Raw genomic sequence first — 13,009 nt, forward strand, 5'->3', positions numbered from 1 at the left:
CAAATACGTTTAGTTGCCTGTATTTGCTGACTTCATATCGCCAAAAATTTAATCCGTGGTTGGTGCGAGGCTCGGTGCGAGCTAAGAGAATCTAGTTGATCTATATGCTGATTATCCTGCGTAAATAAATTGCTGCTGATGGATGCTGAGGCTTTGTTCCCCCAATTAGTTTGTCCCTAGTGGTGACCAGACAACTGGGGGTGAATACGCGAAAGCGTGGGAGTTTTTCTGGGTTTTGGTTGGGTTCGACAGTCAGTCGCATGTCTCAATCTGTTTTGTTTAATTTTGGGCGAGATATGTTGGACGGCAGGCAGTGTGCTTATTGCATGCCCCAAGCTTTGTGGAATGAAATCTATGAGTCATTACCTTTTGAGTATGCTGCTGTCGTTGATTGTTTGTTTTGCTGCAGTGCGCCGATTTCGCCTAAATGCCCACGAAAGGCGAAAGACGCAATAATTGCTGGATGATGAAAGGCGTCAATGGGTACGTTATACGGTGTATTTCGAGGACGGCAGCTATGCCAGTGGTCGGCGGCGAAGGGCGCCAGACGATGATCTGTCCAGATAGTGGCTAGAGTTCACGCATTCGCCGAATGAAACCCAAAAATAACCCACTGAGTTTTTCTTGCTTGTAGTTAGTAGCGCGAATATTTGCCGAGATATAATCTAGAACAAACAAACTAATCAGCTCATCAGGGCAGGGCTTTGAGTGGTGGATTTGGGCATTGGGAGATCGGCAGTCAGGTGAACCCTTCGTTTTGTTGTACCCAATCCCGTACCCAATGAAGGTTTTTTGGCTTCGTTGGATAGTAGTATCAAGGTTTTTAGCGGTGTAGTCAGTATTCAAATCCAGAATATCGAGTGATCAACCCATCCGATTCGGCCTGATGCCAAAGTGTGCCAATTGAATCATCCCTTGTTTGGGTGAAATTGGAATCATTTGTGACGCGCACGCATTTTAGTGGCGGCATGCAGCAGATACATTTTTTATTTATAAAGGGTATTGCCTGCTAGGTCTTATTAAATATGGTTTGTGCGGATATACCTATGTATAACCATGTGTTTTTCGCAATAAATATATGCCCAGCGCTTGAACTTGTCGGCCTTTGGCCGCACTAATGGCACATTGAGCAGAAAAACCGCAGAAAACCGATTTCTACAGGAAGGAAAATTTATGGCCCGTTTCAGTCAAACCTTGATGGTGGTGCTGATGAGCACGACTTTGTTTACTAGCCACATTGCCGAAGCCAAGCGTGTTGGCGGTGGCCGCTCTGCGGGTATGCAGCGCCAGGCGCAACCGGCGCCGCAGCGTCAGGCTCAGCCGCAACAGCCAGCGCCAATGGCTCCGGTTCCTGTGCAGCAGAAGAAAAGCAGTGGTGGCATGATGGGCGGTATTTTGGGTGGTCTGGCGGTGGGCGGCTTGCTCGGTTATATGATGGGTAATAATGCTTCTGGTGCTGCCGAGGGCGATAGCGGTATTCCTTGGGGTACTTTGCTGTTGCTGGGCGCCTTGACCGCTGGTGGCGTGATGCTGATGCGTCGCCGCAATAGCAAACCCGCGGCTCAGGCGCATGCTTATGCTGGCGTTCCGGCGATGAATCCGGCTAATCCGCAGCCTGCTCATCAGCCAAGTTACCAGCCACAGGCGTTTCAATCTGCGCCAAATGATCTGAGTGGTGGTTTCCGTATCGGTCAGGGTGCAGGTGGTGCATATACTGTCCCGGCTACGCCAATTACCCGTTTGCCAGATGGCACTGAGGCGGCGGCTTTCCTGCGCCAGGCTCGTGCCAGCTTCCTGCATATTCAGGCCTTGAATTCGCCTGATCAGGCCGAAGAAATCCGCCGCTATATGACGCCCGATCTGTTCGAGCAGCTTAAGCAAGATATTGGTGGCAATCAGGACGTAGCTGAGTTCCCCGAGTTGAATCTGCAAATTATCGAAGCCGTTGATGAAGGCGGCCGTATGGTGGCCAGCGTTGAATTTAGCGGCCGGGTGAGTGAAAGCCTGAATGCCCCAGCTGTGCCATTCAAGGAAATGTGGCACTTTGTTCGCCCGATGAGCGGCGATCCACGCTGGTTGCTGGCGGGTATCCAGCAACTGTAAGTTTTTAGCTGTCGCAAATAGTAAAAGCCCGTTAGGTTGTTGCGACTTAACGGGCTTTTTGTCTTACAATTTACCTTGATTTTTTGCTTGAAGGTGTGCATGTGAAAGCACTTAAAACATTGCTGCTAATGCTGCCGCTGACTTTGGCCCTGAGCGCGTGTGACCAGCTGCTCGAAGCGGTGAACAAACCCAAGGCCAATGGCAAGGCGATTGGTGCTGCGTGTCGGCACAGTGGCCGCTCGCTTGAAGATTGCTATCGCCGCAACGCCAAGGTGGCCAAGTCGGATATTTTTGCTGGCTGGAAAGAAATGAACGAGTACATGCAAAGCAAAAAAATCGACATCGTGCCGCCACCACCGGATGTGACCACCGGGCAGCTCTCGCCGATGGAGGCTGCTGCCGAAGATCCGGCTGCGCAGGCTGGCTCGGAAACCGCTTCGGCGGCCAGTGCCGTGGCGCACAAAACGCAGGATAAGTCCCATTAAGGAGGCGTAATGACATTTAAATCGGTGCTGTCGAATGTTGAGCTGTTTGCCTCTTTGTCAGATAGCGATCTGCACGATCTGGAAGCAGTAGCAACACCACGGCATTATTCGAAAGGCATGCTGATTTTTAACGAAGGCGAGCCGGTTGAGCAATTGCTGGTGCTGGTGGAAGGGCGCTTGCGCATTTTTCACAGCAACGATGCCGGGCGCCAGTTTGTGTACGGCGTTGTTGAGCCTGGCGTGTCGTTTGGCGAGTTGTCGCTGTTGTGCGATGAAGTCAGGGCGGTGTGTGCCGAGGCCGATGAGGACTGTGTTTTCCTGTCGATTTCCCGGCAGAGCTTTTTTGCGCTGCTCGACACCCATCCACAAATCAAGGATGCCATGTTGCGCAACGCCGCCATGATTATTCGTCGTCTGACGCGGGCGGTGAGCGATCTGGCGCTCAAAGATGTGTACGGACGAATCCGCAATGTGTTTGAGGCGATGGCGGTACAAACCGATGAAGGTTTGCTGATTGATGATTTGCTGACGCAGCAGGATCTGGCCGACCGGGTGGGCGCTTCGCGTGAAATGATTGCCAAGGTGATGAAAGAGCTGGTCGCTGGCGGTTATGTGGAAACTGGCCGCAGACGGATTCTGATCCTGAAAAAACTGCCTGAGCATTTCTAAAGCCTGTTAAGACGGCCATCAACTCGCCGTCAATCCCGCCATATTGGAATTTTTGAATCTAAGAAAAGGTGTTGCACATGTTGGAAATTTTAAAAGCGATCCCCTTGTTGCAAGGTTTTCCGGACGATCAGCTTGAGTACATCCTGACTACGGGCTTGAAGCGCTCCATGCCCAAGGGGACCTTCATTTTCCGTGAAGGCGATCCGGCTGAGTCGATGTATGTGCTGATTGAAGGCCGCGCCCGTTGCTTTGCCAGTGACAATCAGGGTAAAGAGTTTGTGTTTATGGTGGTCGAACCGGGCGATGCCATTGGCGAGATTTCGCTGATTGATAATGAACCACGCGGCTGGTCGTGCCAATGCGAGGAAGATTCAACCTTCCTGATGTTCACCAAGCAGGAGTTTCGCGAGGCGATGGATAGAGAGCCGCACGTGAAAGATCTGGTGGTGCAAAATCTGGCGGCCATGGTACGTCATTTATCGACCACGATGAAAAATCTGGCTTTGCTCGACGTGTATGGCCGTGTGCGCGCGCTGTTTGAATCGATGCTGGTCAATGAAAACGGCGTGGAAATGGTCAGCCAGCCGCTGACGCAGCAGGCCATAGCCGACCGGGTCGGCTCGTCGCGCGAAATGATTGCGCGCATTTTGAAAGAGCTGGTATTTGGTGGCTATATCCGCCTGGAAAACAAGCGCATCATCATTGTGCAGAAATTACCAGAGCGTTTCTGATTGTCTCTGGTGTGTGTCGAAGCAGAATGTAAAAAAAGCGGCGCAAGCCGCTTTTTTTATGGCTACGCCGCAGACTATTTGACGGCTGTAGATTCCACGGCTGCAGAGCTGGCCACCGATGCCGTGCTGCTCGCCGGCTTGGGCGAATCGTTCGCCGGAGTTTGGGGCAGGTAGAGCGGGCCTTTGAAACCGCAGGCGGTCAGCAGGCTGGCCGCACAGATAAATACAATCAGCGCACGCATAATTGAGCAAGTAATGGCAAAATTGCAGTTTAACATGGCAAGGCCAAATCATGACGGAATCGGAATTCTTGACCGCAAGCGACGCAATCTTTGCGCACATTGAAAACGCGCTCGACGACGTGGTGTTTGACGTCGACCCATTGCGTGCGGGCAATGTGCTGGAAATCGAATTTGAAGATGGCAGCAAGGTGATTGTGAATCGCCATACGCCCAATCAGGAATTGTGGATCGCGGCCAAATCGGGTGGCTATCACTATCGTCTGCTGGATGGTGCATGGATTAATACGCGGGGAACGGGTGAATTTTTTGCCGATCTGTCTGCGGCCATCGCTGCGCACGCCAAAGCGCCGTTTGTGCTTGCCCAGCCCTGATGCAAACGCTGGCCTGGCTGGCAGGCCTGTGGCTGTCGGCCTTTACTTCCGCAACCATTTTGCCAGGGCAATCTGAGGTGGTGTTTGCGGCAGCGCTGCATTTTCAGCCGCAGCTGTGGCTGGCCGCGTGGATTGCCGTGTCGCTAGGCAATATTCTGGGCGGCATGCTCACGGTATGGCTAGGGCGCCAGCTGCCTGTCGCGCCTGTGTCGTCGCGCTGGGCGGGCTGGCAGCGCTGGGCCGCTAGATTCGGCCCTGCTTCACTGCTGCTCTCCTGGGTGCCGCTTGCTGGCGATCTATTGTGCGCACTGGCGGGCTGGCTGCGTTGGCCCTGGATGATGGTCTTGCTGTATCTGGCACTTGGTAAAATTGCCCGTTACGGGGTAATAGTCTGGCTGTTAATCTAGGTATGCTCTTTGTGCTTATACTTGGTGGGGGTATGGTTTGAAGCGAACAATCATGGCGGCCGCGCTGGCGCTGGCACTAGCGATGCCGGTGGCTTATGCCGAAAAACTGCCCGATCTGGGCGACGTATCGCAGCAAGGCTTGAGCAAGCAGCAAGAGCGCGAGATTGGCGAATCGGCTATGCGGCATATCCGGCGCAGTGGCGACCTGGTCGAAGACCCGGAAATCCTGACTTTTCTCGCCACGATGGGCAATCGCCTGACCGAGGCCGCCGAGGTGATCGAGCCGCAGTTCACTTTTTTCCCCATGCTCAATGCCAGCGTCAATGCCTTTGCCATTCCGGGTGGCTTTGTCGGCGTGCATACCGGCTTGATTGTGCAGGCCAGACATGAATCGGAAGTCGCCAGCGTACTGGCGCACGAAATCGCCCATGTGATGCAAAACCACATTGCCCGCTTGATGGAAGGCATGAAAGGCAGTCCGTGGCTGAGTCTGGCGGGTATTGCTGCCGCGCTGGTGGCCAGCAGTCTGGGCCGGGGCGATGCGGCTGCGGCAGCCATCAGTGCGACGATGGGTGTTTCGGTGCAGCGCCAGCTGGATTTTACCTACTCGTTCGAGCAGGAGGCCGATCGCATCGGCATGCAGACCTTGCAAAAATCAGGCTATGACCCTGCCGCCATGGCGACGTTTTTTGAGCGTTTACAAACGCATAACCGGCTGGTGGAAAATAATGCACCGGAGTTTTTGCGCACGCACCCAGTTACGATGAAGCGGATTGCCGACGCGCAAAGCCGCTTGGGGCAAACGGGCTATCGCCAGGTGCCCGATTCGGCCGAGTTTTTGTTTGTGCGCGAAAAATGCCGCACCTTGCAGATGGGCGGCAGAGAAGCCATCGGCTACTACCAGAAAACGCTGGCCGAAAAACGCTACGCCGACGAAGCCGCGCAGCGCTACGGGCTGGCTTTGGCATACTTTCAAAACCGCGATTACGATCAGGCCTGGCAGGCTTTGCAGCAAGCCAGGGCCGTGTTTGCCAGCGGTAAAAAATCGCACCCGGCGCTGGAATATCTGGCGGGGAATATCCGGCTGGCGCAAGGCGAGCATGCGGCGGCGGTCAAAATCTTGAGCGAGGCGAATTTGCGCTATCCGGCCAGCCGTGCGCTGCTATACGGCTTGATCGACGCACAAATTGCGGCGGGCATGTACACGCAGGCGCGCAGCGAGCTCGATGATGCGCTGGCCATTTACGCCAGCGATGCGCAGCTCTACCAGCGCGCCGCCAAGCTCTACGCCCGGCAAGGCAAGCTGATGCAGCAATATCAGATGCAGGGTGAATATTATTTGCGCCTGAAGGAATATACTTCGGCGCTGGAGCAGTTCAATCTGGCGCTTCGCCAGCCCCAGCCGGATTTTTACCTGCAATCGGGCATTGAAGCGCGCATTCGTGAAATCGAAGCGATCGCGCCGGAAATCAAGCCCTAGGAGTATTGCTTGCTGACGCTTTCTGGTATTGCCCTGTAGGGCAATACCCCCTTCATTTTTTAGCGGCTTAGCTTGATTCGGGCGCGTAGCCCGTCCAGATAGATATTCGGGTCTGGCGCGGTATTGTGGCGCTGGGCTTGCCAGATCATTTCGCCCAGACACTCCAGCATATCGTGTAGCGCCTTGTGCGCATCGCCATGCTGCGCGTGCAATTGGCTGTAGAGCTGGCGAACGCCAGCGGGCTGATCAATCGAGAGTTGCTCGGCAATCGCCAGATGCAGGCTGATGTGCAAGAAGGGGTTGCTATCGCCATGCTCGGGCGGCCAGTCGCGATCAATATAGTCTTCGCTCAGATAGACATGATATTCGGGGTGCGCCATCAGCACGTCGATGACAATCGCTTCCAGATCGGCCAGTTGCAGCCCCTGTTGATGCTTTTGCCAGCAAGTAATGAAAAAGCGGCGTGCCTGATCGCGGCTTGGGTTGAACAGCATGGGCGGAGTCTCGGTCAATCAAATAAAGCCAGAAGCACACTATTGTCGACGATGCCGTTCAGCTTGTCGACGCTGGAGAGCGGAATAATCTGCCCATTGCCGTAAAAGCCGGCAAATGGCACATCAGGCAGCGTTTTGCGCAGCACGTCCCAGTCTGGTTCGCGCAGGCCATCGGCGGCCATGGCGCGGCGATGGCTGGAAAACGCCAGCGCCCAGCGCGGCTGCGGCTTGCCCGCCAGTTGATGAATGATTTTGCGCGCCAACTCATCGCTGGCGCTGGCGGCATCAAAATGCCCCCAGCACAGATTGCTGCCCGCTTCCAGCTCGTGCGCCAGCATCACCGAGCCCCGGCTTAGATCGGTGCCGATCACCGGTATCCAGTGCGGCGTGGGGCGCTGGATATGGGGGCCGGGCTCGATTTGCGCTAGCAAGCTTTCCTGCGGATAACGTGCCAGCAAGGGGCCCAGCGTTTCCAGTGCAGGCCGGTGATCCAGGCTCTCCAGAATCAGCCCCTGGCAGCCGGTGATGGTGTAGCTGGGGCTTAAGGTTTTCACGCCTTCGGAAACAATCATGCTGCGCGCTTCCAAGGGAATCTGGATATAACTAAAGCGCTGCTGCGCGGCTTGCCACAAGGCGTAATGGCCTTGCCCGGTGGCATCCCCGGCGATGCCGCCAAATTTAACCGATCCATCGTTGAGCCAGAACTGGTTGATGGCATTGGGCGCAGCCAGTGCCAGGTGCGAATTGCGCTTTTGCACCGGATAATCCGGCGGCAAAACCAAGGCAGCGGCAGCGGGCGAATCCAGCGACCAGTCCTGCTCGGTAAACACCCCGGCTGCACTGGCTCCTGCCACATTTATGCAGCCGCTAATGCCAACGATGGCGCGCAGGCAATCGTCGATCTGGTGCTGGAAATGGGTCGAGAGAAACAAAAAAATCTGCCCCGCCTGACTGATGCCGCCACGCGCCATCGCGCTGCTCACTGCAGCAATCGCCACTTGTGTGCTGGCCTTGGGGCCAAAAGCGTATCCACTCGCAGGTTTCATATTGGCTTAATGAGTTGATGGGAAGATAGGGTGTTCAAAACGTGATGGCTGGCCGCAGTTGTGCTAAGGCTAGCGCTGCGTTTTACCGCGCATTTCATCCGATTGCAATCTTTCGCTGATCCCGATGCGGTGTTACGCCGAGGGTGATATTCAGGATGTGCGGCCTTGGGCGTGAGCCTTGACGCTATCAAGGCAAGCAAAGCCAGCGGAAAGTCTAATGTAATGTGCCGTCGTGCGCCGAGTTGTTCGCCCTTTGGCATTGAAGGGTAAGGGCTTTTACGGTAGAATTCGGCCAATTTTGTATGCGCGAAACGGGGTTGGCTTAGCTAATCCCGTTTTTCTACGCCTACCCCACGGATTTTGACTTAATGGGCGCAATGCCCTGGAGCCGCCTCGTGTCCACACCTGCCCCAACTCCAACATCCGTCCCAGCCCTGTTGGCGCTGGCAGACGGTACTCTGTTTTACGGTATTTCCATCGGCGCAGATGGCGAAACCCTTGGTGAAGTGGTCTTTAACACTTCAATGACCGGTTACCAAGAAATCTTGACTGACCCTTCATACACCAAGCAAATTGTAACGCTGACCTACCCGCATATCGGCAACTACGGCGTGAATGCCGAAGACGCCGAAAGCCGCGGCGTGTTTGCCGAAGGCCTGATTATTCGCGATCTGCCTTTGCTGCATTCCAATTTCCGCTCGACGATGAGCTTGGGGGAGTATCTCAAGCAAAACGGCGTGGTGGCTATTGCTGATATCGATACCCGCAAGCTGACCCGCATTTTGCGTGAAAAAGGTGCACAGCCTGGCTGTATCGTCACTGGTGCGAATATCGATGCTGCTGCGGCAGCTTCGGCAATCGCTAAAGCCAAATCGTTCGGTTCAATGGCTGGACAAGACTTGGCCAAGGTTGTGTCATGCGAGAAGCCATTCGAGTGGACCACGGCCGAGTGGAAGCTGGGCGTGGGTTACACCGTGCAAAGCAATCCAAAATTCCATGTAGTGGCTTACGACTTTGGCGTGAAGCACAACATCTTGCGCATGCTCGCCGAGCGTGGCTGCAAGCTGACCGTTGTGCCAGCGCAAACGCCAGCGGCTGACGTATTGGCCTTGAAGCCGGACGGTGTATTCCTGTCGAACGGCCCTGGCGATCCTGAGCCATGCGATTACGCAATCAAGGCCATTCAGGAGTTGCTGGCGACGAACCTACCGATTTTTGGTATCTGTCTGGGTCACCAGTTGCTCGGTCTGGCTGCTGGCGGCAAAACCAGCAAAATGAAATTCGGCCACCACGGCGCAAACCATCCAGTGCAAGACCTTGATAGCAAACACGTGATGATCACCAGTCAGAATCACGGTTTCCAAGTGGATGAAACCAGCTTGCCAGCCAATGTGCGCGTAACGCATCGTTCATTGTTTGACGGCACGGTGCAAGGCATCGCGCTGACCGACAAGCCGGCCTTCTCGTTCCAAGGTCACCCGGAAGCCAGCCCAGGCCCGCACGATGTGGCGTATCTGTTCGACAAATTTATCGCCAGCATGGCTGTTGCCCGTGAGGCGTGAGGTGTTAGGTGTGAGGCGTAGTGACTGGTCAATCATCCTGCGCCGAAACCTTCCTGCGTTGAAAAAATTGCAAACGAATTAAAGGAGTTGGGAGTGGGAGGCGGGAGCTTGAGGATTTACACCTCACCCCTCACCCCTCACCCCTCACACAAAATGCCTAAACGTACCGACTTAAAAAGCATCCTGATTATTGGCGCTGGCCCGATTGTGATCGGCCAGGCCTGCGAATTTGACTACTCTGGCGCGCAAGCGTGTAAAGCGCTGCGCGAAGAGGGTTACAAAGTCATTCTGGTCAACAGCAACCCTGCGACCATCATGACCGACCCGAATATGGCCGATGTGACTTACATCGAGCCGATTACCTGGCAAGTGGTTGAGAAAATCATCGCCAAAGAGCGTCCGGACGCCATTTTGCCAACGATGGGCGGCCAGACTGCGCTGAACTGCGCGCTGGATCTGTGGCGCAATGGTGTGCTCGATAAATTCAACGTTGAATTGATCGGTGCGACGCCAGAAGCCATCGACAAGGCCGAAGATCGCCAGAAATTCAAAGTGGCGATGGATAAAATCGGCTTGGGTTCGGCGCGTTCGGGTATCGCGCACAGCTTGGAAGAATCGCTGGCGGTGCAGGCGCAAGTGGGCTTTCCGACGATTATTCGCCCGTCATTTACGATGGGCGGCTCGGGCGGTGGTATTGCCTACAATATGCAGGAATTTATCGAGATCTGTACCCGTGGTCTTGACCTGTCGCCAACCAATGAGCTGCTGATCGAAGAGTCGCTGCTCGGCTGGAAAGAGTACGAGATGGAAGTCGTTCGTGACCGCAACGACAACTGCATTATCGTCTGCTCGATTGAAAATCTGGACCCGATGGGTGTGCATACTGGTGACTCGATCACCGTAGCTCCAGCACAAACGCTGACCGATAAAGAATATCAAATCATGCGTAACGCATCGATCGCGGTATTGCGCGAGATCGGTGTGGATACCGGTGGTTCTAACGTTCAGTTCTCGGTGAACCCGAAAGACGGCCGTTTGATTGTCATCGAGATGAATCCGCGTGTATCGCGTTCATCGGCTTTGGCGTCCAAAGCGACTGGTTTCCCGATTGCCAAAATCGCAGCGAAGCTGGCTTGCGGCTACACACTGGACGAGTTGAAAAACGAAATCACTGGCGGCAAAACGCCAGCATCGTTCGAGCCGTCAATCGACTACGTTGTGACCAAAATCCCACGTTTTGCGTTTGAAAAATTCCCGCAAGCTAATGACCGCCTGACGACACAAATGAAGTCGGTGGGTGAAGTGATGGCGATTGGTCGTACGCAGCAGGAATCATTGCAAAAAGCCCTGCGCGGCCTCGAAACCGGCATGTCGGGCTTTGATGAAATCTGCACTGATCGCACCAAGATCGAATCAGAAATCGCCACGCCAGGCCCTGAACGTTTGTGGTACGTTGCTGATGCCTTCCGTGTCGGCTTGAGCCGCGATGAGATTCACAATATTTCCAAGATCGATCCGTGGTTCCTGGTGCTGATCGAAGACATCTTGAACGACGAAGCTGCATTGCGTGGCCGTAGTGTTGATAGCCTGAGCAAAGAAGAATTCCGCAAGCTCAAGCGCAAAGGCTTCTCGGATCGTCGTCTGGGTGTGTTGCTCGGTTGCGATCAGAATGCCGTGCGCAAAGCGCGTCACGCTTTGTCTGTTCGCCCGGTGTATAAGCGTGTAGACACCTGCGCAGCTGAGTTTGCGAGCAATACCGCCTATATGTATTCGACTTATGAAGAAGAATGCGAAGCCGCGCCAACTGACAAGAAAAAAGTAATGATCTTGGGCGGTGGCCCGAACCGGATTGGTCAGGGTATCGAGTTTGACTACTGCTGCGTTCACGCCGCTATGGCGCTGCGCGATGATGGCTATGAAACCATCATGGTCAACTGCAACCCGGAAACCGTTTCTACCGACTACGACACGTCTGATCGTTTGTACTTCGAGCCATTGACGCTGGAAGACGTGCTGGAAATCGTGGCGATTGAAAAACCAATCGGCGTGATCGTTCAGTACGGTGGCCAAACGCCGCTGAAACTGGCGCGCGCTTTGGAAGCCAACGGTGTGCCGATTATCGGTACGACGCCAGACATGATCGACGCTGCTGAAGATCGCGAGCGCTTCCAGAAATTGCTGCAAGACCTGAACTTGCGTCAGCCGCCAAACGCGACTGCGCGTAATGAACAAGATGCGCTGCATCTGGCGCGTGAGTTGGGCTACCCATTGGTGGTTCGTCCATCGTATGTACTCGGTGGCCGGGCAATGGAAATCGTTCATTCGGACAAAGACCTCGAACGCTATATGCGCGAAGCGGTGAAAGTATCGAACGATTCGCCAGTCTTGCTGGATCGCTTCCTGAACGACGCGATTGAAGTGGATGTGGATGCGATTTCGGATGGCAGCGATGTGATCATCGGCGGCATTATGGAGCACATCGAGCAAGCCGGTGTTCACTCGGGTGACTCGGCGTGTTCATTGCCACCGTATTCGCTGAGCAAAGAATTGCAAGACGAATTGCGTCGCCAGACCGTGCTGATGGCCAAAGGCTTGAATGTCGTTGGTTTGATGAACGTGCAGTTTGCGATTCAAGGCAAGGGCGCAGATGCCAAAGTGTTCGTACTGGAAGTGAATCCGCGTGCATCACGCACCGTACCGTATGTATCGAAAGCCACTAGCGTGCCACTGGCGAAAGTCGCTGCGCGTTGCATGGTAGGTCAGACTCTGGTGCAGCAAGGTGTGACGACAGAAGTAATCCCGCCATATTATTCAGTGAAAGAAGCGGTGTTCCCATTTGCCAAATTCCCTGGTGTTGATTCGATTCTCGGCCCTGAGATGAAGTCGACCGGCGAAGTGATGGGCGTGGGTGTATCGTTTGCTGAAGCGTTTGTGAAGTCACAATTGGCGGCTGGTGTGGTCTTGCCAAGTGCTGGCAATGTGTTTATCTCGGTACGTGAAGGCGATAAAGCGCAAGCGGTAGAATGTGCGCAAGTGCTGACTTCATTGGGCTTTAAAGTGATTGCCACCAAAGGCACGGCAGCGGCGATTAATGCGGCCGGTGTGGCGGTAACGGCGGTCAATAAAGTCACCGAAGGTCGCCCGCACATTGTGGATATGATTGTGAACGGCGAAATCGGCATGATCTTCAATACCGTTGACGAGCGTCGCCAGGCCATTCAGGACAGCTACTCAATCCGTCACGAAGCACTGAAAGCCAAGCTGCCAGTGTTTACCACCATCGCTGGCGCGAAAGCGGCCTGCATTGGTTTGCGCGATATGAAAGAGTTGGATGTTTATGACCTGCAGGGCTTGCATCGACAACTCAATAGCTGATATTTTACGGCTTAAATTCGCTTAAATAAGCCGCCCTGTATGGG

12 protein-coding genes are annotated in these 13,009 nt (G+C 54.5%); 9 read left to right on the plus strand and 3 right to left on the minus strand.

Annotated features, from left to right (window positions below; translation table 11 throughout):
- Window positions 1-1,173: 1,173 nt before the first annotated feature.
- From ABHF33_RS11795 to ABHF33_RS11810, 4 genes are all read left to right on the plus strand, one after another.
- On the plus strand, window positions 1,174-2,103 hold the full coding sequence (locus tag ABHF33_RS11795) for a Tim44 domain-containing protein (RefSeq protein ID WP_348944148.1): 930 nt from the start codon (window positions 1,174-1,176) through the stop codon (window positions 2,101-2,103).
- Between the two features lie 101 nt (window positions 2,104-2,204).
- Window positions 2,205-2,588: a hypothetical protein gene (locus tag ABHF33_RS11800; protein WP_348944149.1), complete on the plus strand. Its 384-nt coding sequence runs from the start codon at window positions 2,205-2,207 to the stop codon at window positions 2,586-2,588.
- A gap of 9 nt (window positions 2,589-2,597) precedes the next feature.
- Complete coding sequence (locus ABHF33_RS11805; RefSeq protein ID WP_157315307.1) at window positions 2,598-3,257, plus strand: Crp/Fnr family transcriptional regulator; 660 nt, start codon at window positions 2,598-2,600, stop codon at window positions 3,255-3,257.
- A 77-nt stretch (window positions 3,258-3,334) separates the two neighbouring features.
- On the plus strand, window positions 3,335-3,988 hold the full coding sequence (locus ABHF33_RS11810) for a Crp/Fnr family transcriptional regulator (protein ID WP_348944150.1): 654 nt from the start codon (window positions 3,335-3,337) through the stop codon (window positions 3,986-3,988).
- Window positions 3,989-4,062: 74 nt separating this feature from the next.
- Here ABHF33_RS11810 and lptM read toward each other — a convergent pair whose 3' ends face one another.
- On the minus strand, window positions 4,063-4,266 hold the full coding sequence (gene lptM, locus ABHF33_RS11815) for an LPS translocon maturation chaperone LptM (protein WP_348944151.1): 204 nt from the start codon (window positions 4,264-4,266) through the stop codon (window positions 4,063-4,065).
- A 14-nt stretch (window positions 4,267-4,280) separates the two neighbouring features.
- On the opposite strand from lptM, the gene cyaY reads away from it, so the two are divergent.
- Genes cyaY through ABHF33_RS11830 form a run of 3 tightly spaced genes read left to right on the plus strand, consistent with a single transcriptional unit; the run spans window position 4,281 to window position 6,488 of the window.
- Window positions 4,281-4,601, plus strand: coding sequence for an iron donor protein CyaY (cyaY, locus tag ABHF33_RS11820; RefSeq protein WP_348944152.1), 321 nt, complete (start codon window positions 4,281-4,283; stop codon window positions 4,599-4,601).
- Window positions 4,601-5,008, plus strand: coding sequence for a YqaA family protein (locus ABHF33_RS11825; protein ID WP_348944153.1), 408 nt, complete (start codon window positions 4,601-4,603; stop codon window positions 5,006-5,008). Before cyaY ends, ABHF33_RS11825 begins: the two co-directional genes overlap by 1 nt.
- A 37-nt stretch (window positions 5,009-5,045) precedes the next feature.
- Complete coding sequence (locus ABHF33_RS11830) at window positions 5,046-6,488, plus strand: M48 family metalloprotease (RefSeq protein WP_348944154.1); 1,443 nt, start codon at window positions 5,046-5,048, stop codon at window positions 6,486-6,488.
- A 59-nt stretch (window positions 6,489-6,547) separates the two neighbouring features.
- On the opposite strand, the gene ABHF33_RS11835 is transcribed toward ABHF33_RS11830, so the two are convergent.
- Both ABHF33_RS11835 and ABHF33_RS11840 read right to left on the minus strand, forming a co-directional pair.
- A complete protein-coding gene (locus ABHF33_RS11835; protein ID WP_348944155.1) occupies window positions 6,548-6,982 on the minus strand; it encodes a DUF1841 family protein in 435 nt (144 codons plus the stop codon).
- Between the two features lie 14 nt (window positions 6,983-6,996).
- Entirely contained in the window at window positions 6,997-8,028 is a 1,032-nt protein-coding gene (locus ABHF33_RS11840) for an FIST C-terminal domain-containing protein (protein WP_348944156.1), read from the minus strand.
- Window positions 8,029-8,423: 395 nt separating this feature from the next.
- On the opposite strand from ABHF33_RS11840, the gene carA reads away from it, so the two are divergent.
- Together carA and carB are read left to right on the plus strand one after the other, a co-directional pair.
- Window positions 8,424-9,590, plus strand: coding sequence for a glutamine-hydrolyzing carbamoyl-phosphate synthase small subunit (gene carA, locus ABHF33_RS11845; RefSeq protein ID WP_348944157.1), 1,167 nt, complete (start codon window positions 8,424-8,426; stop codon window positions 9,588-9,590).
- A 153-nt stretch (window positions 9,591-9,743) separates the two neighbouring features.
- Window positions 9,744-12,965, plus strand: coding sequence for a carbamoyl-phosphate synthase large subunit (gene carB / locus ABHF33_RS11850; protein WP_348944158.1), 3,222 nt, complete (start codon window positions 9,744-9,746; stop codon window positions 12,963-12,965).
- The last annotated feature ends 44 nt before the right edge of the window (window positions 12,966-13,009 follow it).

Source organism: Chitinibacter sp. FCG-7 (assembly GCF_040047665.1).
Taxonomy (GTDB): Bacteria; Pseudomonadota; Gammaproteobacteria; order Burkholderiales; family Chitinibacteraceae; genus Chitinibacter; species Chitinibacter mangrovi.

What these genes read in the sequence shown, in the direction of transcription:
- ABHF33_RS11795 (WP_348944148.1), top strand. Translation starts at nt 1,174, where the DNA reads ATGGCCCGTTTCAGTCAAACCTTGATGGTGGTGCTGATGAGCACGACT.
- ABHF33_RS11805 (WP_157315307.1), top strand. Translation starts at nt 2,598, where the DNA reads ATGACATTTAAATCGGTGCTGTCGAATGTTGAGCTGTTTGCCTCTTTG.
- ABHF33_RS11810 (WP_348944150.1), top strand. Translation starts at nt 3,335, where the DNA reads ATGTTGGAAATTTTAAAAGCGATCCCCTTGTTGCAAGGTTTTCCGGAC.
- lptM (WP_348944151.1), bottom strand. Translation starts at nt 4,266, where the DNA reads ATGTTAAACTGCAATTTTGCCATTACTTGCTCAATTATGCGTGCGCTG.
- cyaY (WP_348944152.1), top strand. Translation starts at nt 4,281, where the DNA reads ATGACGGAATCGGAATTCTTGACCGCAAGCGACGCAATCTTTGCGCAC.
- ABHF33_RS11825 (WP_348944153.1), top strand. Translation starts at nt 4,601, where the DNA reads ATGCAAACGCTGGCCTGGCTGGCAGGCCTGTGGCTGTCGGCCTTTACT.
- ABHF33_RS11835 (WP_348944155.1), bottom strand. Translation starts at nt 6,982, where the DNA reads ATGCTGTTCAACCCAAGCCGCGATCAGGCACGCCGCTTTTTCATTACT.
- ABHF33_RS11840 (WP_348944156.1), bottom strand. Translation starts at nt 8,028, where the DNA reads ATGAAACCTGCGAGTGGATACGCTTTTGGCCCCAAGGCCAGCACACAA.
- carB (WP_348944158.1), top strand. Translation starts at nt 9,744, where the DNA reads ATGCCTAAACGTACCGACTTAAAAAGCATCCTGATTATTGGCGCTGGC.